This is a genomic window from Mesorhizobium liriopis, assembly GCF_024053505.1.
In the GTDB taxonomy this organism is placed as follows: domain Bacteria; phylum Pseudomonadota; class Alphaproteobacteria; order Rhizobiales; family Rhizobiaceae; genus Mesorhizobium_B; species Mesorhizobium_B liriopis.
Genome location: NZ_JAMXQS010000002.1, coordinates 456,304 through 480,168, shown reverse-complemented (window position 1 = coordinate 480,168; position 23,865 = coordinate 456,304). Strand labels below are relative to the sequence as shown.

Below are 23,865 nucleotides of genomic sequence, written 5' to 3'. Positions count from 1 at the left end.
GTTCAGGCGACTTTCGCTGCCGGCTGGCGGTAGCGCGCGACAACCGCCTGGATCTCGCGCAAACGCGGCACAGCGGTGCCTTGCAGCTTTTCGCGGGTGACATTGCGATCGAGCGAGATGCAATCCTTCCAAAGCGAGCGGCCCGCGATCACACCGGACGCACCATTCGCCATGGCATGTTCGACCTGGCCGAGAAACGTCTTGTGGTCGACGCCGGCGGACAGAACCGCCCATGGGACATCGCCCGCAAGACGGGTGACTTCCGCGCAGGATTCGGGCGAGCCCGGGTAAGGCAGCTTCAACAGCTTGGAACCGAGTTCGAGGCAGATTTTGGTGCCGCCCTGGATCAGCTCCGGAATCTTCGCCGCGTAATCCTCCTCACTCTCGCCTTCGAGGGCGTAGGTCAGGAACTCGACCACGAGCAGCAGGTCTTCCTTGGCGAAATCCGCGATCACGTCACGCAGGATCTCGATATTGTGCGTGTTGGCCGCGGGCACGTCCGAACGCAGATAGACCATGATCTTTCCGCCCGTGCCGCCGAGCGCACGCACACGCCGCGCATCGATGCCCTCCACCAGTTTGGACAGGCGGTAACCTTCGGGCGAGGTGTCCCAGCCCGATGCATCGAGCCCGATCAGAAGGGCCGTGTTGCGGTCGATCACGCCGTCATCCACAAGCTGAGGCACGGCGCAGATCGGATCGACCAGAACACAGCTTGCCTGGCTGGCGAGATATCGCGTGATGTCGGCCTTGGTCTGGCCCAGCACATCATTACCAATCTTCGCCTGCTCGCCAGGATCGCTGGCCAGAAGCGTGCGCATGCCGCCGCGCTGGTCGCAGGCGATCACCATCATCGCTCCGTCGGCTCCGCAGATTTGGTGATAGCCGCGCAGTTCGGCCGTGGTCATGCGGGACATGGGAAACCTCCAGATGGATGCAGGGAATGCAAACATGGTAGGCGGACGCATTGTGTCCTGCCTTCATCGCAGGCTATGTAACATCTTCCAGAAAGGAATTTCAATAGAGCCGTGTCCAGCAGCGATCAATCTGCGTCCCGCGCACTTCTCCACACGGTGGCGAAGCTCCATTACGAGAACGATATGACGCAAGCCGACGTCGCCAAACGGCTCGGGCTTTCCGCCGCGACCGTTTCCCGGCTACTCCAGCGCGCCCGTGCCGAAGGCATCGTGCGGATCGAGGTGCGCGACCTGGCCTCGCCGCAAATGTTGGTCGAAGGGCTCGTCGAGAAGCTCGGGCTCAAGAAAGCGGCGGTCGTCGAGACGCCGGGCACGGTCGGCGCGCTGGCAAGCCTCGCCAAGCCGGTCGGCGACATGCTGCGCGAGCAGAATATACAGTCCGGCTCGGTTCTCGCCATCGGCTGGGGCCGTGCGGTTCGCGCGGTGATCGAAGCCGGGCTGCCGCCTTTGGGTTCGGTCACCACCGTGTCGGCCAATGGCGGCATGCAGCAGCACGCGCTGCACTTTCAGGTCAACGAATTCGTCCGTCAGGCGGCCGAACAAACCGGCGGCATGCCGCGTTTCATTCACGCCCCCTATCTGCCATCGCGCGAAAGCCGCGCGGCATTCCTGGCCGACCCCGAGATCGCCCGCAACGTGGCACTTTGGAACAAGGTGGATGCAGCCATCGTCGGCATCGGCGTATCGCCATCGATCACCGCACCGGAAGCGCGTGTCGCGACGCCGGACGAACAGGCCATCACCGAGGCCGCAGGCGACGTGATCCGGCACTATTTCCGCTCCGACGGCTCACTGATCGACTGGGAAGGCGAAAGTCGCATGATCGCCATGAGGCCTGAACAGTTGCGCCAGACGCCGCTCGTCATCGGCGTTGCCGTCGGCCCGTCCAAAAGCGCTGGCATATGCGGCGCGGCACGTGCCGGCCTGATTTCAGCGCTGGTGACGGATACCCAAACTGCGGAAGCCATTCTTGAAGAGGCCTGAGAAGCTTGGCCCACTCATACCCTCCCATCTGAAATTCATTTCAGCAAAAAATTGCGCTTGACGAGTGAAGGTGCCGCAACAATCATGTGTTCCGTGAGCAGCCTCATCAGCCGCTCATGAGCGTGTTGAGGAACTGCTCATCCAGGGAGGAACTGATGAAGCGCCGTTCACTGTTGAAAACTGCGGCCGCGCTGGCGATTCTTGCCAGCACCGGCGTCGCATCGCTGCCTGCGCACGCGCAGGACAAGAAATACACCGTGGCCCTCATTCCGGGCCTGACCACCGATGCCTTCTACATCACCATGCGCAAGGGCGCGCAGGCCGCGGCCGACGCGCTCGGCGTGGAACTGGTGTTCCAGGGAGGGCCCGAGTTCAATCCGGTCGTCCAGGTGCCGGTGCTTGATGCCATCATCGCCCGCAAGCCGGACGCCATCCTGATCGCACCGACCGACACGACGCAGTTGGTCGAACCCCTGCGCAAGGCCCAGGACGCCGGCATTCCGGTGATCACCGTCGACACCTTCATCGGTGAGGGCAAATATCAGACCGGCTCGGGCGATGCCGATTTCCCGCTTTCCTATATCGCGTCGGACAATGTCATGGGCGGCCGCATGGCGGCACGCGCGCTTGCCAAGGCCATCGGCGAGGAAGGCAAGGTCTACGTCTCGAACGTGAAGCCCGGCATTTCCACCACCGACCAGCGTGAAGAAGGCTTCAAGGCCGCCATGGCCGAGGAGTTCCCGAAGATCACCGTGCTCGACACGCAGTTCAACGAGAACGACGCCAACAAGGCGGCAAGCCAGTTGCAGGCCGTCTATGCCCGCAACTCGGATCTCAAGGGCGTGTTCGGCGCCAACCTGTTCTCGGCACTCGGTGCGGGCAACGGCGTGCAGCAGGCGGGCCAGACCGGCAACATCAAGGTCATCGCTTTCGATGCGCCGACTTCGATCGTTGCCAACATCAAGGACGGGCTGGTCGATGCGGCCATCGCACAGCACCCTGCCGAGATCGGTTATTACGGTGTCGTGTCGGCCTTTGCGCATTTGAGCGGACAGTCGATCCCCGTTTCGATCGGCACGGGCTTCACCATCATCGACAAAAGCAATGTCGATGACCCGAACGTCGCGAAGTACGTCTACTCCGACTGAGAACCGGTGCCGGCCTCGCCGATCACAGAGGCCGGCTCCCTCTCCCATCCGTGATGAAATCCGGATGCCGGCCATGCGATGCCGCACCGTTTCGCGGCACCCACCAATGATTGGCCTCACGCAGGTGACCCGATGAGCGTTTCTTCCCCGCCAACCGTCGCAGACGCGCCGACGCCGCACGTCAAACCGCAGGCCGACCATTCGGACACGGCCAAGACAGTCGTCCAGCGCATCGCCGATCTGCGCGCATGGCTGTTTCTCCTGGCGCTGATCCTCGGCTTCGAAATCTGGGCACGCACCGCCTTCAGCGGCACCTTCATCCTCAACCCGTTCAACCTGCAATCCATCGCGATCTTCGCTGTGGCCCCGCTCCTGCTCGCGATTGGCCAGACCTACGTGATCATCTCCGGTGGCATCGATCTGTCCATGGGCTTCATCATGGGCCTCGCGGCGGTCGTCGCGGCGCATGTGATCAACGGCCTGACACCTGGCATCGGCATGCCGGCCGCGGTGATGGCAGGCTTTGTCGCGGCCGTTCTGGTCGCGAGCGTTCCGGGCATCATCAATGGGCTTCTGGTGTCGCGCCTGCGCGTGCCGCCCTTTATCGGCACGCTCGGCATGTTCGGCGTGGCGCGCGGCGTGGCGTTCCTGCTTGCGGGCGGCACCACCGTGCCGATCAGCAATTCCTTCTTCGCTTATCTCGGCAATGGGCGCTTCCTGAACGTCCCGATCATCGTCTGGATCACCGCCGCTTTCGTGCTCATCATGCATTATGTCTTGAGCCAGACCCGCTTCGGACAGCACAATTACGCCATCGGCGCGAATGTTCAGGCCGCGCGCCGCGCCGGGATCGACATCAAGAGGCATCTCCTGCGCCTCTATATTCTTTCCGCCTGCTGCGCAGGGCTGGCAGGAGTTCTCTATTCGGCACGATTCAATGCCGGCGCGGCACAGGCGGGCGAGCCACTGCTGCTCGATTGTGTGGCCGCCGTGGTGATCGGGGGCGCGAGCCTGTTCGGCGGTTCGGGCACGATCCTCGGCACGGTCGCCGGCGCGTTCGTGATCGCCGTCATCCAGTACGGGCTGGTTTTCGTGAATGTGGAGCCGTTCTGGCAGTTCATCAGCGTGGGTGTCGTCATCATCATCTCGGTGCTGATCGATCAGGCCCAGCGCCGGTTCAGCGGAGGTCGCGTCGATGAGTGAAGCCGTGCAGCCGCTTCTCGAAGTCCAGAACCTGTCCAAGCATTTCGGCGCGGTGCGTGCGCTGAGCGATTTCTCGATGCAGATCCGCCCCGGCGAAGTGGTGGCGCTGGCCGGTGACAACGGTGCGGGCAAGACCACGCTGATCAAGGCGATCTCGGGCGTCTACAAGCCGACCGCCGGCGAGATCAGGCTGAAAGGCGAGCCGGTCTCGTTTTCTACGCCGCAGGAGGCGCGCGACAAGGGCATCGAGACGATCTATCAGGACCTGGCTCTGGCCGATAATCTGACCATCGGTGGCAACATCTTCCTTGGCCGCGAGCCGATGCGAAGAATTTTGGGCGTTCTGCCCGTGCTCGACCGCCCGAAGATGGCGCAGGCCGCGCGCGAAACCATGGCGCTGCTCGACTTCCACGTGTCACGCATGGAAGCGCCGGTCAGCAATTTCTCGGGTGGCCAGAGGCAGGCGGTCGCCATCGGCCGCGCCGTTTATTGGAATGCGCAGATCCTCATCATGGACGAGCCGACGGCCGCCCTCGGCGTGCCCGAACAGCGCAAGGTCATTTCGCTGATCCATCAGCTCAAGGCGCAGGGACGCGGCGTGATCTTCATCTCGCACAACCTGCAGGATATCTTCGCCGTGTCCGACCGCATCGTCGTGCTGCGCCGCGGGGTGACGGCGGGCGAGCGCAAGATCAGCGAAACCACGCATGACGAAGTGGTCAAGCTGATGGTGGGCGGCTGACCTTCAAGGAGAAACTCGATTGCCGAAGAAGGAAGAGCGGCGACTGCGTGTGGGCGTGCTTGGTTGCGGTCCCATCGCACAGGCCGCGCATTTCGAAAGCTGCACCAAGGCGCGCAATGCCGACCTCTACGCCATCTGCGACGTGGCTGACGATCTGCGCGAGCGCATGGCCTGGACCCATGCGCCAGAGAAAAGCTTCGCGGACTATGACGCGATGCTGGCCGATCCCAATCTCGATGCGGTAGTCGTCGCCACCTCCGACGCCTTCCACGTTCCCGCCAGCATCCGGGCGCTGGAAGCAGGCAAGCACGTCCTTTGCGAGAAGCCGGCGGCGACCAGCGTGGAAGAGGCCGAAAAACTCGCCGAAGCCGTCCGGCAAAGCGGCAGGGTCCTGCAGGTCGGACATATGAAGCGCTTCGATGCCGGGCTCGAAGCGGCGCATGATTTCATCACCCGTGAAATGGGCGAGCTGGCCGCCCTGAAAGCCTGGTACTGCGATTCGACCCATCGCTACCCGATGACGGATGCCGTGCAGCCGCTGATGGTATCCAGCAAGCACGCCAAGAAACCTTCCGGCGACCCCAAGGCCGATCTCGACCGCTACTACATGCTCGCCCATGGCAGTCATCTGGTGGACACGGCGCGTTTCTTCGCGGGTCCTATCAAGGCGGTCGAGGCGCGGCAGTCGCGGCGTGGCGGCATGCGGTGCTGGTTCGTGGATGTGGAGTTCGAAAGCGGCGCACTCGGCCATCTCGATCTGACGGTCGCCGTCCGCATGGACTGGCACGAGGGCTTCCATATCTATGGCGAGAACGGCTCGGTTCTCGGCAGGACCTATAACCCCTGGTACTATAAGACGAGCGAGGTCGATATCTTCCGCGAGGCGGATGGCGCGACGCACCGTGTGCTAGGCGCGGATGGACACTTCTATCGCCGGCAACTGGAAGGCTTCGCCGATGTGATCCTCCATGGCGCGCCGATGAAAGGGGCGTCGATCGAGGACGGTGTTGCCTCCGTGCGTGCCATGGTGGCGATTGCCCGCTCAGTGGAAACGGGCAAGCCGGTGCGCCTCGACCAGGTTTCAGGCGAAGTCTGATGCGGCTCGGTATCTTCGCCAAGACATTTCCGGGCCAGGACCCCGATGCCGTGCTCAGAGCGGTGCGCGAAGCCGGCTTTGCGGCGGCTCAATACAACATGGCCTGTTCCGGCCTGCCCGCGATGCCCGACGCCATTTCGCCCGACACCGCCCGAGCGGTAGCCGATGCCGCGCAGGCGCACGAAGTTCGGATCGCAGCCGTTTCCGGCACCTACAACATGGTGCATCCCGACCCAGCCGTGCGGGCGGAGGGCCTGCGCCGGCTCGAAGTCATAGCCGGCGCCTGCAAGAGGATCGGCACCGATCTCGTGACACTTTGCACCGGCACGCGTGATCCGGACGACCAATGGCGCCATCACCCCGACAACGCCACGCCGGAAGCCTGGAGCGACATGCGCGGGGAGATGGAAAAGGCTCTGGCGATTGCCGAGGCGCACGACATCCGCCTCGGCATCGAGCCCGAACTCGCCAATGTGGTGGACAGCGCACGACGTGCGCGACAGCTGATCGATGAACTCGCCTCCCCCCGCCTCGTCGTGGTGCTCGACCCGGCGAACCTGTTCGAGCAGGCGACGCTCGAAGAACAGCGGCAGACGGTGGCGAAGGCCATCGACCTGCTTGCCGACCGCATCGCGATGGGCCACGCCAAGGACCGCACCGCGGATGGCAGCTTCGTGGCGGCCGGACGAGGCGTGCTGAATTATCCGCATTACATCGGTTGCTTGAAACGTGCCGGTTTCGACGGCGATCTCGTCACGCATGGACTTTCAGCGGATGAGGCGCCGCGCGCCGCGCGCTTTCTTCGCGAGTTGCTGGCGTGAACCTCGAAGCGCTCGAAGCCTTCACGTTCCAACGCGACGGCCTCGCGCTCGCGGCATATGATGCAGGCGGCGACGGGCTGCCTGTCGTCTTCCAGCACGGCCTTTGCGGCGACGCGCGGCAGGTGGCGGAAGCCTTTCCCGACAATAGAACCTTCCGCCTCGTCACGCTGGAGTGCCGGGGGCACGGTCGGTCAGAAACGGATGGCACACATTCCATCGCCACCTTTGCCGATGACGTGGCTGCGCTGATCACCTTTCTCGGGCTCGGACCGGTGATGATCGGAGGCATATCGATGGGCGCGGCAATCGCCAGCCGACTGGCCGTCAAACGACCCGAACTGGTGCGCGGGCTGATCTTTGCCCGGCCGGCCTGGATAACCGAAACAGGCCCGAAGAACATGCAACCGAATGCCGAAGTCGGCGTGCTTCTCGCACGGCTATCGCCCGACGAAGCGCAGGCGGTGTTCGAACGGGGTGAAACCTTCAGCCGCTTGTCCGCTCGTTCGCCGGATAATCTCCAATCGCTGCAAGGCTTCTTTTCGCGTGAGCCCTTGGCCGTAACGGCGAACCTCCTTTCAGCAATCGCGGCCGACGGACCCGGCATCACGGAAGCGGAACTCGCGGCGCTGCCCATCCCGACCCTCGTTCTCGGCACGGAAGAGGACTTCATCCATCCTCTCGACCACGCCGAAAAGCTTGCGGCACTCATCCCCGGCGCGCAGCTCGAAATGCTGACGCCCAAGGCCCGCGACCGCGCAGCCTATATCGCCGATTTCCACCGTGCGCTGCGAACCTTTCTGCAGGATTTCTGACCATGGCCGCCCCATCCGACTGGCTTGCGCAGCTTCCCGCCCACCGGCTTCTCGCCGAATATTCCCTGTGGTCGGCCGACCTCTTGCGCCTCGCCGACGATCTCGCCCGCATCGCACCCCACGCCGACCTGCTCCATATCGACGTCGCCGACGGTCATTTTGCGCCGGCTCTCCTGTTCTTTCCCGATCTTGTCGCCGCTATCGCCAAAGTCACCGATGTCCCGATCCACGTGCACCTGATGTGCGCGGACGATATTCTTCTTGAACAGATCGGGCAGTTCGCGGATGCCGGCGCGCATCTCATCAGCATCCATGCCGAGAATGCCAATGCCGGCGAGGCGCTTGAGCTGATCCGAACGCGCGGGTGCACCACCGGCATGGTCTTGCGCGTCGAGACGCCGGTTCCGCAGGTCGAGCCTTTCCTGTCCCGGCTCGATTTTTTGACGCTTCTCGGCACCGCCATCGGCGTGAAGGGCCAAGGCCTCGATCCCAGTGCGACGGATCGGCTGGAACAAGCGGGACGGTTGATCGAGCCGAGCGGTCGTCGCATCGTGCTGGCAGCGGATGGCGGCATCCGCGAGCATACGGTGCCTCTGCTGCGCCAGGCAGGTGCCGAAACCGTGGTGATGGGTTCGCTCGCCTTCGGAGCGGACGACCTGCTCGCCCGCATGCGCTGGCTCCACGCGCTTTAGAATGAGCGAGCCGCTCGCCATCGGGGTCGACATCGGCGGCACGCGCCTGCGGGCAGCACTCGTGGACCGGACGGGGCGGCTCCATGCGCGACAGGAAGTGCGAACGGCCGCCAAGGACGGGCCGGAAGCCGTGGTCTCGCAGATCCGCGAGCTCGTGGCGATCGTTTCCGCCCATGCACCGCGCGGGCAGGTTGCCGGCATCGGCGTCTGCTCGCCCGGTCCCATCGACACGGAAGAAGGCATCGCTCTCGGCGTGCCGACGCTTGCCGGCTGGGATGGTGCGCCGATCGCGCGGATGATCGGCGATGCGCTCAACCTGCCTGTCCGGCTCGAAAATGACGGCATCGCCGCAGCCCACGGCGAATGGCGTTTCGGTGCCGGACGCGGCCTGCGCCATCTCGTCTATGTCACGGTCAGCACCGGCATCGGTGGCGGTGTAGTGCTGGACGGCAGGCTCCTGCACGGGCGGCAGGGACTGGCTGGCCATATCGGCCATATGGGGATCGAACGCGACGGCGCGCTCTGCTCATGCGGAACGCGGGGATGCTGGGAAGCTTATGCCTCGGGCACGGCGTTTGCCCGCAACATTCGCCAAAGGGTCGCCATGGAAAGCCGTTCCGCCCTTGCCGCCGATGCCGGCCCGGCGGAAGTCTTCGCCGAAGCCCGCGCGGGGGATCATCTCGCCGCCGCACTGGTCGCCGAGGAGGGCGACGTCCTTGGGCTGGGCATTGCGAGCCTCGTCCACCTCTTCAGCCCGGAAGCCGTCATTCTCGGCGGCGGTGTGTCGAACGGTTTCGACCTGCTCGAACCGTTCATCCGCCAGCGTCTGCAAACCAACGCCATGCCGGCATTCCGCGACACCATCCTTTGCCGGGCCGGACTGGGAGAGGATAGCGGACTGGTGGGTGCCGCCGCACTGCACTTCACGGAAGAGGCGGCAACGGAACAGGACTGGAGGAGAAGACCATGAAGCAGGATCTGAGCGGCAAGGTCGCACTGGTGACGGGCGCCAGTTCCGGCATCGGCCGCGCACTCGCGCATGGGCTCGGCGCGGAAGGCGTCAAACTCGCGCTGGTCGGTCGGTCGCAGGAGCGCCTCGAAGCCGTCGCAGGCACGATCGAAACCGAAACGCTCGTTCTCGCTTCCGATCAGACCCGAGCCGGCGAGGTTGAACGCGTGGTGGAGGCAACGCTCGGTCATTTCGGTTCGATCGATATCCTCCTGCCCAATGCAGGCCTCTACATCCCCGGCGATGTGGCGGAAGGCGATCCGGCCACCTGGGACGCGTTGATGGCCATCAACGTCAACAGCGTCTTCCGCCTCGTTCGCGCCGCGCTGCCCGGCATGATCGAACGTGAAAGCGGCCATGTGGTCGTCACCTCTTCCATCTCGGGCCATCAGGCGATCCAGTGGGAGCCGATCTACTCGGCCTCCAAGCACGCGATCCAGTCCTTCGTGCACGGTCTCCGGCGGCAGGTCATGAAGCACAATATCCGAGTGGGTGCCGTGGCGCCCGGCGTGGTGCTCAACGAATTGTGGGGCTATTCGAGCGAGGAGAAGATTGCCGGGAAGGTTGCTACGCGCGAGGGCCTGCGTTCCGAGGATGTGGCCGATGCCGTCATCTACATGCTTTCGCGGCCTGCCAATGTCACCATCCGCGATCTGGTGATCCTGCCCCAAAATCAGGACATCTGACCCCGTGGGCCCGTTCGACTTTCTGATCGTCGGCGCAGGAGCCGCCGGCTGCGTTCTGGCGAACCGGCTGAGCGAAGACCCGACCGTGCGGGTCGCCTTGGTCGAGTCCGGACAGGATCGAAACGCTCAGCGCGCCATCGTGCGCGTGCCTCTCGCCATGGTCAGCTTCATGGCACCCGCACTCGCTTTTCTCGGCGGCCCGAAATTCATGTCGTGGTACGAGACCGAGCCCGAACCTGGCTTGCAAGGCCGCACCATCGCTTTGCCGCGCGGACGGGGAACGGGCGGCAGCACCAATGTGAACGGCCAGATCTTCATGCGCGGCCAGCGCGAGGATTTCGACGACTGGCAGGCGCGTGGCGCAGCTGGCTGGGGCTATGACGACGTGCTGCCTTTTTTCCGCAAGCTCGAACGTTTCGAGCTTTTGGCCGAACCCGGTTCGGGCAGGCATTTGCGGCTCGGCAAGACGCGCCTCGATCAGAACATCGATCCCGGTCTGCACGGCATTGATGGCCCGCTCAACGTCGCGCCGTTGCGAAGCGTGAATCCGATGGCGCGTGCCTATCTCGAGGCCGCGCAACTCGCCGGCCATGACCTCAACCCGGATTTCAACGGCGCGCGCCAGAACGGCGTGGGCCTCTATACCTTCACCCAGAAGAACGGCCAGCGCGTCACGGCCGAGGGTGCCTATCTCGATCCGGTCAGGAACCGACCCAACCTGACCGTCATCCCCGACACCCAGGTGGAGCGCATTCTGTTCAGAGGCCGCAAGGCAGTCGGGGTCGCGTGGCGCCGTGAGGGCGAAAGCGGCCAAGCGCTCGCGCGCGAAACGATCCTCGCAGCCGGCGCCTTCGCCTCGCCGCACCTCCTGATGGTGTCCGGGATCGGTCCCGCGCAGCAATTGTCCCGGCATGGCATCGCCGTGGTCAACGATCTTCCCGGCGTGAGCGAGAACCTGCAGGACCATCTTGACGTCACGCTCGAATACCGCGCCAAATCCGTTGCGCCTTACGGCATTTCATGGAAGGCGCTGCCGCGCAACATGCTCCATGTCGCCGACTGGCTGATTCGCAAGCGCGGGCTTTTCTCGTCCACCACCGGCGAAGGCGGCGGGTTCATGTCGTCCGATCCGGCCACCAAGCGGCCCGATCTTCAGGTCTTTTTCTGCACCGGCCGCGCGAACACACAGAACGCCTCGGGCTTCACCGGCCATGGCTTTCTGATGCATGTCTGCGAACTGCGGCCAGGCAGCCTGGGGCGCGTGTCACTCAAAAGTGCGGACCCCGGCGAGAAGCCTTCGGTCATCTATAATTTCTTTCGCGGCGAAAGCACGATGGCGCCTTTGCGCCGCGGCATCCGGCTCGCGCGCGAGATCATGAGGCAGAAGCCCTTCGAGCCGCATCTCGATGCCGAGATCGACCCTGGACCGGAGGTCCAGAGCGATGGTGCGCTCGATGCCTTTATCCGCGAACGTGTGGGCACGCTGTTCCATCCGGTCGGCACCTGCGCAATGGGAGGTGACGAGCGCGCGGTGGTCGACCCTCGAACGCTGCGCGTTCACGGCTTGGAGGGCCTGCGGGTGATCGATGCCTCGATCATGCCGACAATCGTGTCCGCCAACACGGTCGCGGCCACCTATATGATCGCCGAAAAGGGTGCGGACCTCATCAGGAACGAGCGGCAGCTGGTCTGATCCGGCAGGAGCCTTTTCGTGCTGTGCCGAGCCCTCTCATTTTTGGGTCGCATGGCCGAACGATACATCAACAGAGGATCGAACTCGCGATGCAGGTTGGATGTCTCGTTCGAAGGTGCGAAAGCCAAATCGACATCAGAGCTCGCTCCAGTTGCCGGACCAAGATGTCACGAACGGTCTCTGACGAGGTGGCCAGCCCTTGAACTCACCTCCCTCGCCGCGCCTTCGAGGAGGTCCAAATCTTTCAGACACTGGCGTGAAATTCCGGTTTCGGTCCCGGCATGATCGATGATCGCGCAGCTTCGTCACCGACGCTGACAATCGACGAACCGCCACGGAAAGCGCCCCACGAGAAGACGCGCTTGACCGTTCAAAGCGCCTGCACGGTCAGGCCCTTGTAGAGCACCGGTCCCGTTGGCCGTCCGATTGGTGAGCCGGAAGCGGGCTCCAGCGTGATCTCGAAGAGCTGGTCGGAATGGGTCGGCGGAACGGCTGTGAGCGAAAGCCCCCTGCTCTGGGCGCGCGGCATGAGACCGATCGAGACCGGCCCGCGCTCAACACTCGGCAGCGTCCAGACTTCGAGTGCCCTTCCTTCCGGCACGGGGATGTCCTTGAGCGTGATAAGACGCGCGGCGCCTTGGGCATCGATCTCCACGATCGCACCCGGCGCGGTGCTGTCGGCCGGCACCAGCACCGCAACGAATTGCGGCGCGGGCGCGGGCCGCGCCACGAAGGCGACCAGCGCGGCAGCCAGGGCAGCACTTGTTGCCAGACCACCGAAACCCGTCCAGCGCCAGAACCGGAGGCTCTGCCATATCGCTGCCCACTCCGGCCGCACGACTGCGACCGGTGGCCGTTGCGTGCCCAACCGGCTTTCGATCCCGCGCCAGATCTCGTCTCTTGGCGGACGCGGCTCAGCGGTTGCATCGAGTTCGTGGAATTGGGCCGCACTCTCTGCGACGATCCGAGCGAGATCGGCATCCTGTGCGAGCTCGCGCTCGAAAGCCTCCGCCTCCGCGGCTTCCATCAGCCCCAGCACGTAGTCGGCGACACGGTCATCCCGCGAGGCGCTCATTGCATGCACTCCCGCACCTGGAGAAAGGCCCGCCTGATCCACGATTTCGCTGTGCCCAGCGGCACCTTCAGTTCGGACGCCACCTCGCCATGGCTCAAGCCTCGCGTATAGGCCAGCACCAGCCCGTTACGTCGCAGCGGTTCGAGCTGTTCGAGGCAGCGCCTCAACCGGCTCGTTTCATCGAGCAGGACCACGATGGATTCAGGGCTCGGCCGGTCGTCGGGTTCGTCCGCCAGGAGGTCGGCGCCGGTCGTCTCCTCACGCGAGCCGTCGCGCAGGATGTTCAGCGCCCGATTGCGCAGAATGGTGAAAAGCCATGCCCGGCCCGCCCCACGCGTGGCATCGAAGCTTGCTGCCCGTCGCCACACCTGCACGAAGCAATCCTGCACCGCTTCTTCCGCCAGCTCGCGCCGCCTCAGGATCCGCATCGCGACACCCAGCATGGCGCCGGCCTCCTGCTCATAAAGCTGCCGCAGCGCGCCCTTGTCGCCCCTGGCACAGCGGCGGATCGCGTCCGCATGGTCAAAAGCGCTCGCGCGGTCGCGTGGCTGCATGAGGTGGTGGGTCTCCGTCCCGTTCAAGCTGCTAAGCATCTCCTCAACCTGCCGTCCATCACGATGTGAAGACACGCGAGAAAGCCGGCCGGATGCAGGGCCTCAAGAAAATCGCATCCGGGCCGCATCCGTTCGCCAACCTGCCGTGTATCCGCTTCAGGTCCAAGCCGGGCCTGTCCGACAAACGGAAGGATGCATTCCATGAAGACCATCGCACTCGCTGCCACAGGCTCACTGCTCGCTCTCTGGGCCTCCACCGCCAACGCCGCCACCGTCGTGGCCCTGACTGGCGACAACACGCTCGTGACGGTCGATACCGAAACCAAGGCCGCGACGGGCACGCAAACCGTCAGCGGTGTGGAAGGCAAGCTGCTCGGCATCGATGTACGCCCCTCGGACAAGAAGCTCTACGGGCTCTTCGCCGATGGCACGGTGGCCACCATCGACCCTGCGACGGGTGCTGCCACCAAGGTCGATACGCTGAAGAAGGTGCCGCCTACCGATGCGACGGTCACGGTCGATTTCAACCCGGCGGCGGATGCGCTGCGCATCATGGGTTCGGATGGCACGTCGCTGCGCACCAAGTTCGCCCAAGGTGCGGTCACCGAGGACGGCCGTCATACCTTTGGCGACGGTGACATGAACAAGGGTGCGACACCCGACATCGTCGCCGGCGCCTACACCAATTCCTATGCGGGCACCGAGAAGACCGCGCTTTACAACATCGACGGCACCGCGGGCGCGCTGGTCCAGCAGGATCCGCCGAACGACGGCACCCTCAAGTCGGTCGGCAAGCTCAATGTCGCTCTCGACGGTCCTGTCGCCTTCGACATCCTGTCCGACGGCAAGGGCGGCAACGAAGCCTGGCTGATGAATGGCGCCAAACTTTACAGCGTCGATCTCACATCGGGTGCCGCCACCGAAGCCGCCACCATCACCGGCGTCGAGGGCGCGGTGCGCGACATCGCGATCCTCCCCGCGCTGTAACATGATCGGTCGGGCCGGCACCGCAGGACACGCGTCCTGCGGTGCCGGCCAACTGCCGGAACGTCTCGCGATCACGAAACATGATCGCCATCCTATGACTGGATAATGGCCGAGCGTGCGTCAGATATGTGGGAACGCGTGACGCCTTCAAAGACTCGCGTCGCCTCTTCCCCTCTTCCCCATTGAGTTCCCTGCCATGAACCGCCGCGTCGCCGTCGTCCTGTTTCTCTTGTTCATCGCGGCGGGAATCGCAGCCATCTCCATTTTCGCCAGCGGTCGCGTCGCGGACGGCCCGACGGGAGTCGGCGCTGAAACCTCGTCGCAGTCATCGGAATAGGCCGCTTCCCTTTCACGGCATGACGCCTTGTCGGTGCAGCTCCAAGCCCCATATCGCAGCCGTCGCTTCCTGGGGCTGGACCGATACCCTTTCCGCCGAAGTCGACGCCTCATCCTCCATAAACTTCAGAGAAACACCATGCCGACCGGAACAGTGAAGTGGTTCAACGCAACCAAGGGCTTCGGCTTCATCCAGCCCGATGATGGCGGCCAGGACGCCTTCGTGCATATCTCTGCGGTCGAGCGCTCGGGCCTGCAGGGCCTGACCGAGAACCAGAAACTGTCCTACGAACTCATTCAAGACAAGCGCTCGGGCAAGATGTCCGCTGGCAATCTGCGGGTCCTCTGAAGAGACCTGCCAAGGAACACGGACATATGGCATCGCTCCGCATTCTGGTCGTCGAGAACGAGACCTTCGTGGCCGAGGACATCAGAAACATCCTTGAAGAGGCCAGCCACACGGTGGTGGGCATCGCGAAGACAGTCGGCGATGCCTTGAAGCTTGCGAGGAAAAGCAAACCGCAACTGGCCTTTCTCGATGTCGATCTGGGGAATGGCGAGAGCGGTCTGGATGCCGCCGACCAGCTTTCAAAGGATTTCGGCGTGCCCGGGGTCTTTCTGACCGACCGCACCGACTTTCGGGTGCGCGCCATGGCACTCGATATCCAACCGATCGGCTTCGTGACCAAGCCGTACCGGCCCGAGGATATCGTCGAAGCCGCAAGCCTGATCGGCTAGTCCGGTCGGGAAGCCATTCGCAGCCGATCCCCCACCACGCCTGGAGACGCGAAATGCCAAAGGAACCCGTTCCGAACATTCCGACCGAGGAAGAGCCCAATCCGGCGCCGGCATGGACCCCGGTCATCGAGGAGCCGGAGCCGGATGAACTGCCTGACGAGCAGCCCAACCCCAATCCGGACGAGAACGACGAGCCTCCGCTTTATGCTCTCTCGAAGCGCTCGGACCTCATCCGACGCCTAAAAAAGCCCGCCTATTCATGGAGGCGGGCTCACTAAATCTCAGATCAGAGTGAGTAACGAACCGGCTGGCATCACACCTTTGCCAGTTCGACCCGATCACATCGCGCTGTTCTTGTCGTACTGGTCGCAGAAGCTGGTGTTCATGGTGTTGCGATTGGCGCACTCGTTCTTGATGGCCTCGCGATCCTCGGATTTGAGGTTCTTCATGGCGGCGGTGAAGCCAGCCTCGTCGCGCATCGTCTTCATCGAGCTGTCCGTGTAGAATGGTGCCACCGCAGCGCGCGATGCTTGGGGCCACTGGGAATCGGTGGGTGTCGATTGCTGATCGGTCTGAGCCATCGCGCCGGTCGCGGCAAATGCCAGAGCGGCGGCAGCAATAATCCGAAATTTCATGGTGATTTCTCCCGTTTGGATCAGTCCGATCGGACGATCGCAGCAAGAAGCGTCCCACCCCTCTTTTGGTTGCTCGTTCCGGGGATCACGGAAGGCATCAAATGATCACTCTTCCGGCATCTACCCGCAGCGTGAAGCTGTGCATGGGAGAGGCGTCGATCCCGTTCAATATCGGATTGCCGCTCACAGCATGAGGTGGCGGCGCACGTCGGGATCGTCCAGCCCTGCCGTGTCGCCCGCATAGACCACTTCGCCGCGATCCATGATGGCCACATGGTCGGCAAGCTCGCGGGCGAAGTCGAGATATTGTTCAACGAGGAGAATGGTCAGCCCCATCCGATCGCGCAGAAACTGGATCGCGCGGCCGATCTCCTTGATGATGGAGGGCTGGATGCCCTCGGTCGGCTCGTCGAGGATCAGGAGCTTGGGGCGCATGGTCAGCGCGCGGCCGATGGCGAGCTGCTGCTGCTGACCGCCCGACAGATCGCCGCCGCGCCGGTTGAGCATCTGTTTGAGCACCGGGAAAAGCTCGAAGACATAATCCGGCACGGTGCGGTCCCCGCGCTTGAGTGGGGCGAAGCCGGTTTCGAGATTTTCGCGCACGGAGAGAAGCGGAAAGATTTCGCGCCCCTGCGGCACGAAGCCGATGCCCGAACGCGCACGATCGTAGGGCGCGCGATTGCCCAGCGGCTTGCCCTCGAACGCCATGGTGCCGCCCGAGAGGCGCTGATGGCCGACGATGGCGCGCATCAGGCTGGTCTTGCCCACACCGTTGCGGCCGAGCACGCAGGTGATCTTGGCCGAGGGAACATCGAGAGATACCCCGCGCAAGGCGCGCGCGGCACCGTAGTGAAGCGTGGCGTCGGAAACAGTCAGCATGGCAAAAGGCCCGCCGGGCGAGTGATCTCAAGCCTGGGATGGAGAAGCTGCTCCTGGGCTCGCGCTTCCCAGCGCGCGAGCTCGAACCGGCCCGCCGGGGGTCGAGAGCGCATCGACCCATTCCCCTTCGCCGTCTTTTGCGGCAACCGCTCAAGCGCCACGCGATCCCAGCAAACCCGCCACATCGTCTTCACCGTCCCAGATAGACTTCGACCACACGCTGGTCCGCCGCGACATGGTCCAGCGGTCCCTCGGCCAGCACCGAGCCCTCGTGCAGGCAGGTGACCTTCACGTCGAGCTCGCGCACGAAATGCATGTCGTGCTCGACCACGATCACCGAATGCTCGCGGGCGATGTCTTTCAGAAGCCGCGCGGTTTCGGCCGTTTCCGCATCCGTCATGCCGGCCACCGGCTCGTCCACGAGCAGAAGCTTGGGATCCTGAGCGAGCAGCATGCCGATCTCGAGCCATTGCTTCTGGCCATGGCTCAGGTTCGCCGCGAGTGCATCGCGACGGCCATCGAGGCGGACGGTTTCGAGGATTTCGGTGATGCGCCGATCATCCGCCACGCTGTTCTTGGCGAAAAGCGCCGCAAAGACCGAGCGCTCGCCCTTCAGGGACAGGCGGATATTGTCTTCCACCGTGTGGCTTTCGAACACGGTCGGCTTCTGGAATTTGCGGCCGATGCCCAGATTCGCGATGCCGGGCTCGTCATGGCGGGTGAGGTCGATATTGCCGTCGAAGAAGACCTCGCCCTTGTCGGGCCGGGTCTTGCCGGTGATGATGTCCATCATCGTCGTCTTGCCCGCCCCGTTGGGACCGATGATCGCACGCATCTCGCCCTTGTCGAGCACGAGCGAGAGGTCGTTGATGGCGCGGAAGCCGTCAAAAGAAACGGAGACGCCGTTGAGATAAAGGATGGTGCCGGCTTTGGTGGTCATGGCGCTCACTCAGCCGGCTGCGGCAGCGGTGCCGTGCTAGGCTCTATAGGATCATCAGCGGGCTTTTTCCGCATCGTCCTGTTCTGCCACTGGTCCCAGAGGCCCAGGATGCCTTTGGGCATGAAAAGCGTGACGAACACGAACAGCCCGCCCAGCGCGAAGAGCCAGAAATCGGGTAGCGCACCGGTGAACCAGCTTTTCGCGGAATTGACCAGAAGCGCGCCGATGATGGGGCCCACGATGGTCCCGCGCCCGCCGACCGCCGTCCAAACCACGACCTCGATAGAATTCGCCGGCGCGAACTCGCCCGGATTGATGATGCCGACCTGCGGCACGTAGAGCGCACCCGCGATGCCGGCCATCACGGCCGACACCGTGAAGGCAAAGAGCTTCACGTTTTCGGGCCGCCAGCCCAGAAAGCGCGTGCGGCTTTCCGCGTCGCGCACCGCGATCATCAGCTTGCCATACTGCGAGCCGACGATCGCCGCACAGACCGCGACGCCGACTGCCAGCGCCAGCGCACTTGCCGCGAAAAGTGCCCCGCGCGTGCCCGCCGCCTGAACGGGAAAGCCGAGGATATCCTTGAAATCGGTCAACCCATTATTGCCACCAAAGCCCATGTCATTGCGGAAAAAGGCGAGCAGCAGCGCATAGGTCATGGCCTGCGTGATGATGGAGAGATAGACGCCCGTCACGCGGGAGCGGAAGGCAAACCAGCCGAACACGAAGGCGAGCAGGCCGGGCACGAGCAGCACCATCAGGCACGCGAACCAGAACCGGTCGAAGCCCAGCCAGAACCAGGGCAGTTCGCTCCAGTTCAGAAACACCATGAAATCAGGCAGTTCCGGGTTGGCATAGACGCCGCGCGCGCCGATCTGGCGCATCAGATACATGCCCATCGCATAGCCGCCGAGCGCGAAGAACGCGCCGTGTCCGAGGCTCAGGATGCCGACATAGCCCCAGACCAGATCGAGCGAGAGAGCGAGCAGGGCATAGCAGAGATATTTGCCGAACAACGCCAGGGCATAAGACGGCACATGCAGCGGATTGCTGGGCGCAAGCAGGAGGTTCGACAACGGCACGAGCACGCCGCCCAAAAGAATCAGCGCCAGAGCCAGTTGCACGCGGGGCGTAAAACCCGCACCGAAGACGCGTTGCGTGATCATGCTTCCACCGCCCGGCCCTTGAGCGCGAAAAGTCCGCGCGGCCGCTTCTGGATGAAGAGGATGATGAGCACGAGCACGATGATCTTGCCGAGCACCGCCCCCGCGTAAGGTTCAAGGAACTTGTTGAGCACACCCAGCGACAAGGCACCCACCAGCGTGCCCCAAAGGTTGCCCACGCCGCCGAACACCACCACCATGAAACTGTCGATGATGTAGCTCTGGCCGAGATTGGGCGAGACATTGCCGATCTGGCTGAGCGCCACGCCCGCAATCCCGGCAATGCCTGAGCCGAGCGCGAAGGTGAAGGCATCCACCCAAGGCGTACGGATGCCCATGGAGGCAGCCATGCGGCGGTTCTGGGTGACCGCGCGCATCTGCAATCCCCAAGGCGTGCGCTTCATGACGTAAAGCAGGCCCAGAAAAACCGCGCCGGCGAAAAGCACGATCCAGAGCCGGTTCCAGGTGATGGCCATCTGGCCGATCTCGAAGGAGCCCGACATCCAGGTCGGATTGCCGACCTCGCGATTGTTGGGCCCGAAGATCACGCGCACGGCCTGCTGAAGGATCAGCGAGACGCCCCAAGTGGCCAGCAGCGTCTCGAGCGGGCGGCCGTAGAGAAAGCGGATGATGCCGCGCTCCATGGCAAAACCTACCGCGCCCGCGACGAGGAAGGCGGCCGGCAATGCGATCGCAAGCGACCAGTCGAACAGGCCGGGGGCCGAAGCGCGGATCGCCTCCTGCACGGCAAATGTCGTGTAGGCGCCGAGCATCACCATCTCGCCATGGGCCATGTTGATGACGCCCATCACGCCGAAGGTGATAGCCAAGCCGATGGCCGCAAGAAGCAGCACGGAGCCGAGCGACAGGCCGAACCAGACATTCTGCGCGACATCCCAGCCGGCGAGCACGGTGCGGATACGATCAGCGGCACTTGCCGCCGCATCGCGCAGCGAGCCCTGAGCACTTTGCGCGTAATTCGAAAGCAGCGTGAGTGCGGCGCGGTCGCCGCGGGCGCCGAGCGTTTCGATGGCAGCGCGCTTCTGGTCTTCGGGTAGGTCGGAAGCGAGCACGGCCGCCGCGCGCGCTTCCTCCATCCTTGCCTTCACGGTGGCGTCGGTTTCCTTGGCAAGTACCGCATCGAGCGCAGGTATCGCTTCCGGATCGGGACGGTTGAAGATGGTTGCGACCGCGCTCAACCGCACGGCCGGATCGGGCGCGGAAAGCGTGAGCGAGCCCAGAACGTCACGGATCGCGCCGCGCAAGCCGTTGTTGACGCGGATCTTGGTGAACGCACTCGTGGCGCCCTCTCTCGTCTTTGCGCCGCTCAGCGGGTCGAGAATCGCGCCGTCGCGTAGGATCGCGATGCTCTTGTCGGCCTTGGCGAAGTAAAGATCGCCGGCGGAAAGTGCTTCGAGCGGACCTGAAACGGCGGGATCACCGGTCGCACCGAGCTCGCGAACCACCGCTTCGACGGCGGGAAAGCCTTTGGCATCCGCGAGTTTGGCCAGGATCGTGCGCAATTGCGCTTCGGCGGCCTGGGCGGGAGAAAGAAAGAGGAAGAAAAGGGAAAGGAAGGCGAGGATGACCGAAATACCCTTCCTCTCGTCCGCCTCGCGAAAGGAAAGCGGCTTTGCGCAAGCCGGAAGGAGGTTCGGGTCAGCCAAGATCGTTGACGTCCAGAGAGAAGTGAAAGCAGCCTCCGGGCGGAAGGGAGGAGGTATTCCACCCGGAGGCCATTGACACGGGCGCGGCTCGGTCGCGCGACGCCCGGTTCAGATCAGTTGGTGGTCTTGCCGCCGCACTTGCCGGTCTTCACGTTGAAGTTGCCGCAGGACATCGGGGCGCGCCAATCGGCGATGAGATCCTTGGAGTCGGCGAGGTAGTCCGACCACTCGTCGCCGACCACGAGGCCGGGTGTCTGCCACACCGTTTCCATCTGGCCATCGGCCTGGATCTCACCGATCATCACCGGCTTGGTGATGTGGTGGTTCGGCATCATGGTCGAGAAGCCGCCCGACAGGTTCGGCACGGATACCCCGACGATTCCGTCGATCACCTTGTCCGGCTCCGTGGTGCCTGCCTTTTCGACCGCCTTCACCCACATGTTGAAGCCGATATAGTGGGCTTCCATCGGGTCGTTGGTGACGCGCTTGTCGTTCTTGATAAACTTCTTCCAGCCATCGATGAAGGCTGCGTTCTCAGGCGTATCGACGGACTGGAAGTAGTTCCAGGCGGTCAGGTGGCCGACGAGCGGCGCGGTGTCGATGCCGGCAAGCTCTTCCTCGCCCACCGAGAAGGCGACGACCGGGATATCCTCGGCCTTGATGCCCTGGTTGGCGAGTTCCTTGTAGAAGGGAACGTTGGCGTCGCCGTTGACGGTGGACACGACCGCCGTCTTCTTGCCGGCCGAGCCGAACTTCTTGATGGCCGCGACTTCGGTCTGCCAGTCGGAGAAGCCGAACGGCGTGTAGTTGACCATGATGTCTTCCTTGGCCACGCCCCTGCTCTCGAGATAGGCCTGAAGAATCTTGTTGGTGGTCTGCGGGTAAACGTAGTCGGTGCCTTCGAGCACCCAGCGCTTCACTTCGCCGCCGTCCTCGCTCATCAGGTAATCGACGGCCGGAATGGCCTGCTGGTTGGGCGCGGCGCCCGTATAGAACACGTTGCGCTGGCTTTCCTCACCCTCATACTGGACGGGATAGAAGAGGATGTTGTCGAGTTCCTCGAAGACAGGCAGCACCGACTTGCGCGACACCGAGGTCCAGCAGCCGAACACGGCGGCGACCTTGTCCTTGGAGATCAGCTCACGCGCCTTTTCGGCGAAGAGCGGCCAGTCGGAAGCCGGATCGACCACGACCGCCTCGAGCTTCTTGCCGAGCACGCCGCCCTTCTTGTTCTGCTCGTCGATGAGCATCAGCATGGCGTCTTTCAGCGTGGTCTCGGAGATCGCCATCGTACCCGACAGCGAATGGAGAATGCCGATCTTGATCGTGTCTTCCTGCGCCAGCGCGCCATAGGCGCTGCCGAAGCTCAGCCCGGCGGCAAGCGCGAGCGCCGTGAGCGATTTCGAAATACGGTGCATGGGGTCCCACCCTCCTTGTCGATACAGGAGGGGCGCTGCAAGAGCTGTGCCAGACAAGCAAGAAGGCCATATGGCCGCAAAATCCCGGCAGGACGAAGTTGAGCGCCAAAGGTGAGTGCACGCATGTGCCCGTCAGAATAGAACTCTTGCACACTTTTTAGGCGATCGGCCAAACGCATATTTTTTATTCAGCATCGAGAGTAGAACGTCTCCACGCAACGCTTGGCCGAGCCGCTGGTTATGGAGCTCAACGCCCGCCTGATCCGGACTTCTGTATGGCCGATTTTCCTTATCGCTTTGGCATCGAGGAAGAGCTGTTTCTTGCCGATGCCCGAACGCGAGGCACGCCGGGGAACAAGGCGGTGGCCTTTCACAAGGCGGCGGCGCGGAAGCTGGAACGGGTCGAACCCGAGCTCCTGCAGCTGCAGGTGGAGATTTCGTCGCCTCCTTCGACCAGTTTTGCCGAGGCGCGCGACACGCTCGGGAATTTGAGGGCATCGCTTGCCGAGATCGGTGCACAACACGGCATCAGCGTCTTTGCCGCAGGCACGCATCCGGTGGCACGCTGGCGCCGGCAGACGGCGACCAAGGCCGAGCGCTACCAGCAGCTGATGCAGGAGCTCGGCATGCTGGGCCACCGCAATGTGGTGTGCGGCATGCACGTGCATGTGGAGGTTCCTGAGCCCGAACGCCGCGTCGAGATGATGAACCGGCTTTTGCCCTTCATGCCGGTGCTTCTGGCACTCTCCACCTCCTCCCCCTTCTGGCAGGGGCGGCTGACGGGACTGAAGGGCTATCGCCTTTCGGCCTTCGGCGAGTTGCCGCGCACCGGCCTGCCGGACCTGTTCGCCGATGCCGACGACTATGCCCGCTATGTGCGGATCATGACGCAGGCCGGGGCGGTCAAGGACGCGTCCTATCTCTGGTGGACGATCCGGCCCTCACTCAAATATCCGACGCTCGAACTGCGCGTGGCCGACAGCTGCACGAACCTCGACGATGCGATCACGATCGCAGCACTCTACCGCTGCCTCGTGCGTCTCGTCGGCCGTCGGCCCGAGATCAATCGCGCGCTATCGGGCGCTTCACGCGGCGTGGTGGCCGAGAACCTTTTTCGCGCACAGGCCGATGGTGCGAAGGCGGAACTCATCAACGAGAAACAGGAACGCGCTCTGCCGTTTTCCGAAACGCTTGCAGCCCTGCTTGCCCTCGTCGCCGAGGACGTCCAAGCCCTTGGCTGCGTGAGAGAAGTGGAAGGCGCACGGTCGATCGCGGAACGGGGAACAAGCGCAGACATGCAGATCGCGACCTTCCAGCGTCATGCCGCCGGAAATGGCGAGCCCGGCTCGGATCGGGACGCGCTTTATGCGGTGGTGGATCAGCTCAGCCGTGAAACCGCAAATCGGGACGAGCGATAAGGGGAGCTCCTTTCGCCCGGATTGCGGCCCCTTCGCTCAGGACCGCTTTCCGGCCATCGGTATCGTCGCTTCACACAATCAAGTAGAGATGGCATCTGCGCTCTGGCGCAATGAGGCATGTGTGAGGAAAAAAGCGGATGCAGCTTCAGGCTGTCGCCCCGCGCGACGAAAAAGAACGCAGCGTGCCGGCCC

Annotated in this window: 26 protein-coding genes; 17 read left to right on the top strand and 9 right to left on the bottom strand. The window is 63.7% G+C overall.

Annotated elements, in window-relative coordinates; all coding sequences use genetic code 11:
• Positions 1–2: 2 nt before the first annotated feature.
• Positions 3–917, bottom strand: coding sequence for a tagatose-bisphosphate aldolase (locus NGM99_RS05285; protein WP_252816723.1), 915 nt, complete (start codon positions 915–917; stop codon positions 3–5).
• Between the two features lie 111 nt (positions 918–1,028).
• Here NGM99_RS05285 and NGM99_RS05280 point away from each other — a divergent pair, with 111 nt between their 5' ends.
• The 11 genes from NGM99_RS05280 to NGM99_RS05230 all read left to right on the top strand — a co-directional run bounded on the left by NGM99_RS05280 (position 1,029) and on the right by NGM99_RS05230 (position 11,863).
• Complete coding sequence (locus tag NGM99_RS05280) at positions 1,029–1,961, top strand: sugar-binding transcriptional regulator (RefSeq protein WP_353937376.1); 933 nt, start codon at positions 1,029–1,031, stop codon at positions 1,959–1,961.
• Positions 1,962–2,116: 155 nt separating this feature from the next.
• A complete protein-coding gene (locus tag NGM99_RS05275) occupies positions 2,117–3,109 on the top strand; it encodes an ABC transporter substrate-binding protein (protein WP_252816721.1) in 993 nt (330 codons plus the stop codon).
• A 132-nt stretch (positions 3,110–3,241) separates the two neighbouring features.
• Positions 3,242–4,312, top strand: a complete 1,071-nt coding sequence (locus NGM99_RS05270) for an ABC transporter permease subunit (RefSeq protein ID WP_252816719.1) — start codon at positions 3,242–3,244, stop codon at positions 4,310–4,312.
• Positions 4,305–5,054, top strand: a complete 750-nt coding sequence (locus NGM99_RS05265) for an ATP-binding cassette domain-containing protein (protein WP_252816698.1) — start codon at positions 4,305–4,307, stop codon at positions 5,052–5,054. Before NGM99_RS05270 ends, NGM99_RS05265 begins: the two co-directional genes overlap by 8 nt.
• A 19-nt stretch (positions 5,055–5,073) precedes the next feature.
• Positions 5,074–6,150 carry a Gfo/Idh/MocA family protein gene (locus tag NGM99_RS05260; protein WP_252816696.1) on the top strand — a complete coding sequence of 359 codons (1,077 nt, stop codon included), beginning with the start codon at positions 5,074–5,076 and terminating at the stop codon, positions 6,148–6,150.
• Positions 6,150–6,971: a sugar phosphate isomerase/epimerase family protein gene (locus tag NGM99_RS05255; RefSeq protein ID WP_252816694.1), complete on the top strand. Its 822-nt coding sequence runs from the start codon at positions 6,150–6,152 to the stop codon at positions 6,969–6,971. The genes NGM99_RS05260 and NGM99_RS05255 overlap by 1 nt, the downstream gene beginning before the upstream one ends.
• Complete coding sequence (locus tag NGM99_RS05250; RefSeq protein ID WP_252816692.1) at positions 6,968–7,783, top strand: alpha/beta fold hydrolase; 816 nt, start codon at positions 6,968–6,970, stop codon at positions 7,781–7,783. Before NGM99_RS05255 ends, NGM99_RS05250 begins: the two co-directional genes overlap by 4 nt.
• A 2-nt stretch (positions 7,784–7,785) precedes the next feature.
• Entirely contained in the window at positions 7,786–8,475 is a 690-nt protein-coding gene (locus tag NGM99_RS05245; RefSeq protein WP_252816690.1) for a ribulose-phosphate 3-epimerase, read from the top strand.
• Between the two features lies 1 nt (position 8,476).
• Entirely contained in the window at positions 8,477–9,445 is a 969-nt protein-coding gene (locus NGM99_RS05240) for an ROK family protein (RefSeq protein WP_252816688.1), read from the top strand.
• Entirely contained in the window at positions 9,442–10,170 is a 729-nt protein-coding gene (locus NGM99_RS05235; RefSeq protein WP_252816686.1) for an SDR family oxidoreductase, read from the top strand. Before NGM99_RS05240 ends, NGM99_RS05235 begins: the two co-directional genes overlap by 4 nt.
• 4 nt (positions 10,171–10,174) lie before the next feature.
• Complete coding sequence (locus tag NGM99_RS05230; protein WP_252816684.1) at positions 10,175–11,863, top strand: GMC family oxidoreductase; 1,689 nt, start codon at positions 10,175–10,177, stop codon at positions 11,861–11,863.
• Between the two features lie 370 nt (positions 11,864–12,233).
• On the opposite strand, the gene NGM99_RS05225 is transcribed toward NGM99_RS05230, so the two are convergent.
• Complete coding sequence (locus NGM99_RS05225) at positions 12,234–12,938, bottom strand: anti-sigma factor (protein ID WP_252816682.1); 705 nt, start codon at positions 12,936–12,938, stop codon at positions 12,234–12,236.
• Positions 12,935–13,492 (bottom strand): sigma-70 family RNA polymerase sigma factor, encoded by a 558-nt coding sequence (locus tag NGM99_RS05220; protein ID WP_252816679.1) that lies wholly within the window; start codon positions 13,490–13,492, stop codon positions 12,935–12,937. Before NGM99_RS05220 ends, NGM99_RS05225 begins: the two co-directional genes overlap by 4 nt.
• Before the next feature lie 201 nt (positions 13,493–13,693).
• Here NGM99_RS05220 and NGM99_RS05215 point away from each other — a divergent pair, with 201 nt between their 5' ends.
• The 5 genes from NGM99_RS05215 (at position 13,694) to NGM99_RS05195 (ending at position 15,831) form a co-directional block, all read left to right on the top strand.
• Complete coding sequence (locus NGM99_RS05215; RefSeq protein ID WP_252816677.1) at positions 13,694–14,479, top strand: DUF4394 domain-containing protein; 786 nt, start codon at positions 13,694–13,696, stop codon at positions 14,477–14,479.
• Positions 14,480–14,675: 196 nt separating this feature from the next.
• Entirely contained in the window at positions 14,676–14,816 is a 141-nt protein-coding gene (locus NGM99_RS05210) for a hypothetical protein (protein WP_252816675.1), read from the top strand.
• A gap of 138 nt (positions 14,817–14,954) precedes the next feature.
• Complete coding sequence (locus NGM99_RS05205; protein ID WP_252816673.1) at positions 14,955–15,164, top strand: cold-shock protein; 210 nt, start codon at positions 14,955–14,957, stop codon at positions 15,162–15,164.
• A gap of 26 nt (positions 15,165–15,190) precedes the next feature.
• Positions 15,191–15,553 (top strand): response regulator, encoded by a 363-nt coding sequence (locus NGM99_RS05200; protein ID WP_252816672.1) that lies wholly within the window; start codon positions 15,191–15,193, stop codon positions 15,551–15,553.
• 53 nt (positions 15,554–15,606) lie between these two features.
• Complete coding sequence (locus tag NGM99_RS05195; protein ID WP_252816670.1) at positions 15,607–15,831, top strand: hypothetical protein; 225 nt, start codon at positions 15,607–15,609, stop codon at positions 15,829–15,831.
• A gap of 60 nt (positions 15,832–15,891) precedes the next feature.
• On the opposite strand, the gene NGM99_RS05190 is transcribed toward NGM99_RS05195, so the two are convergent.
• The 6 genes from NGM99_RS05190 to urtA all read right to left on the bottom strand — a co-directional run bounded on the left by NGM99_RS05190 (position 15,892) and on the right by urtA (position 22,255).
• Positions 15,892–16,188, bottom strand: coding sequence for a hypothetical protein (locus NGM99_RS05190; protein ID WP_252816668.1), 297 nt, complete (start codon positions 16,186–16,188; stop codon positions 15,892–15,894).
• 183 nt (positions 16,189–16,371) lie between these two features.
• Positions 16,372–17,067: an urea ABC transporter ATP-binding subunit UrtE gene (gene urtE / locus NGM99_RS05185; protein WP_252816666.1), complete on the bottom strand. Its 696-nt coding sequence runs from the start codon at positions 17,065–17,067 to the stop codon at positions 16,372–16,374.
• A gap of 190 nt (positions 17,068–17,257) precedes the next feature.
• Positions 17,258–18,007 (bottom strand): urea ABC transporter ATP-binding protein UrtD, encoded by a 750-nt coding sequence (gene urtD, locus NGM99_RS05180; RefSeq protein ID WP_252816664.1) that lies wholly within the window; start codon positions 18,005–18,007, stop codon positions 17,258–17,260.
• A gap of 5 nt (positions 18,008–18,012) precedes the next feature.
• Positions 18,013–19,173 carry an urea ABC transporter permease subunit UrtC gene (gene urtC / locus NGM99_RS05175; RefSeq protein ID WP_252816661.1) on the bottom strand — a complete coding sequence of 387 codons (1,161 nt, stop codon included), beginning with the start codon at positions 19,171–19,173 and terminating at the stop codon, positions 18,013–18,015.
• The gene (gene urtB / locus NGM99_RS05170; RefSeq protein WP_252816942.1) at positions 19,170–20,765 is read right to left on the bottom strand and encodes an urea ABC transporter permease subunit UrtB; all 1,596 of its coding nucleotides are present in this window, start codon (positions 20,763–20,765) and stop codon (positions 19,170–19,172) included. The genes urtC and urtB overlap by 4 nt, the downstream gene beginning before the upstream one ends.
• A gap of 185 nt (positions 20,766–20,950) precedes the next feature.
• A complete protein-coding gene (gene urtA, locus NGM99_RS05165) occupies positions 20,951–22,255 on the bottom strand; it encodes an urea ABC transporter substrate-binding protein (RefSeq protein ID WP_252816659.1) in 1,305 nt (434 codons plus the stop codon).
• A 275-nt stretch (positions 22,256–22,530) separates the two neighbouring features.
• Here urtA and NGM99_RS05160 point away from each other — a divergent pair, with 275 nt between their 5' ends.
• Positions 22,531–23,673, top strand: a complete 1,143-nt coding sequence (locus NGM99_RS05160) for a carboxylate-amine ligase (protein ID WP_252816658.1) — start codon at positions 22,531–22,533, stop codon at positions 23,671–23,673.
• The last annotated feature ends 192 nt before the right edge of the window (positions 23,674–23,865 follow it).

Coding starts and splice junctions, on each gene's coding strand:
- NGM99_RS05285 (WP_252816723.1), bottom strand. CDS start 917: ATGTCCCGCATGACCACGGCCGAACTGCGCGGCTATCACCAAATCTGC.
- NGM99_RS05275 (WP_252816721.1), top strand. CDS start 2,117: ATGAAGCGCCGTTCACTGTTGAAAACTGCGGCCGCGCTGGCGATTCTT.
- NGM99_RS05270 (WP_252816719.1), top strand. CDS start 3,242: ATGAGCGTTTCTTCCCCGCCAACCGTCGCAGACGCGCCGACGCCGCAC.
- NGM99_RS05265 (WP_252816698.1), top strand. CDS start 4,305: ATGAGTGAAGCCGTGCAGCCGCTTCTCGAAGTCCAGAACCTGTCCAAG.
- NGM99_RS05255 (WP_252816694.1), top strand. CDS start 6,150: ATGCGGCTCGGTATCTTCGCCAAGACATTTCCGGGCCAGGACCCCGAT.
- NGM99_RS05245 (WP_252816690.1), top strand. CDS start 7,786: ATGGCCGCCCCATCCGACTGGCTTGCGCAGCTTCCCGCCCACCGGCTT.
- NGM99_RS05240 (WP_252816688.1), top strand. CDS start 8,477: ATGAGCGAGCCGCTCGCCATCGGGGTCGACATCGGCGGCACGCGCCTG.
- NGM99_RS05235 (WP_252816686.1), top strand. CDS start 9,442: ATGAAGCAGGATCTGAGCGGCAAGGTCGCACTGGTGACGGGCGCCAGT.
- NGM99_RS05225 (WP_252816682.1), bottom strand. CDS start 12,938: ATGAGCGCCTCGCGGGATGACCGTGTCGCCGACTACGTGCTGGGGCTG.
- NGM99_RS05220 (WP_252816679.1), bottom strand. CDS start 13,492: ATGCAGCCACGCGACCGCGCGAGCGCTTTTGACCATGCGGACGCGATC.
- NGM99_RS05215 (WP_252816677.1), top strand. CDS start 13,694: ATGAAGACCATCGCACTCGCTGCCACAGGCTCACTGCTCGCTCTCTGG.
- NGM99_RS05210 (WP_252816675.1), top strand. CDS start 14,676: ATGAACCGCCGCGTCGCCGTCGTCCTGTTTCTCTTGTTCATCGCGGCG.
- NGM99_RS05205 (WP_252816673.1), top strand. CDS start 14,955: ATGCCGACCGGAACAGTGAAGTGGTTCAACGCAACCAAGGGCTTCGGC.
- NGM99_RS05200 (WP_252816672.1), top strand. CDS start 15,191: ATGGCATCGCTCCGCATTCTGGTCGTCGAGAACGAGACCTTCGTGGCC.
- NGM99_RS05195 (WP_252816670.1), top strand. CDS start 15,607: ATGCCAAAGGAACCCGTTCCGAACATTCCGACCGAGGAAGAGCCCAAT.
- NGM99_RS05190 (WP_252816668.1), bottom strand. CDS start 16,188: ATGAAATTTCGGATTATTGCTGCCGCCGCTCTGGCATTTGCCGCGACC.
- urtE (WP_252816666.1), bottom strand. CDS start 17,067: ATGCTGACTGTTTCCGACGCCACGCTTCACTACGGTGCCGCGCGCGCC.
- urtD (WP_252816664.1), bottom strand. CDS start 18,007: ATGACCACCAAAGCCGGCACCATCCTTTATCTCAACGGCGTCTCCGTT.
- urtC (WP_252816661.1), bottom strand. CDS start 19,173: ATGATCACGCAACGCGTCTTCGGTGCGGGTTTTACGCCCCGCGTGCAA.
- urtA (WP_252816659.1), bottom strand. CDS start 22,255: ATGCACCGTATTTCGAAATCGCTCACGGCGCTCGCGCTTGCCGCCGGG.
- NGM99_RS05160 (WP_252816658.1), top strand. CDS start 22,531: ATGGCCGATTTTCCTTATCGCTTTGGCATCGAGGAAGAGCTGTTTCTT.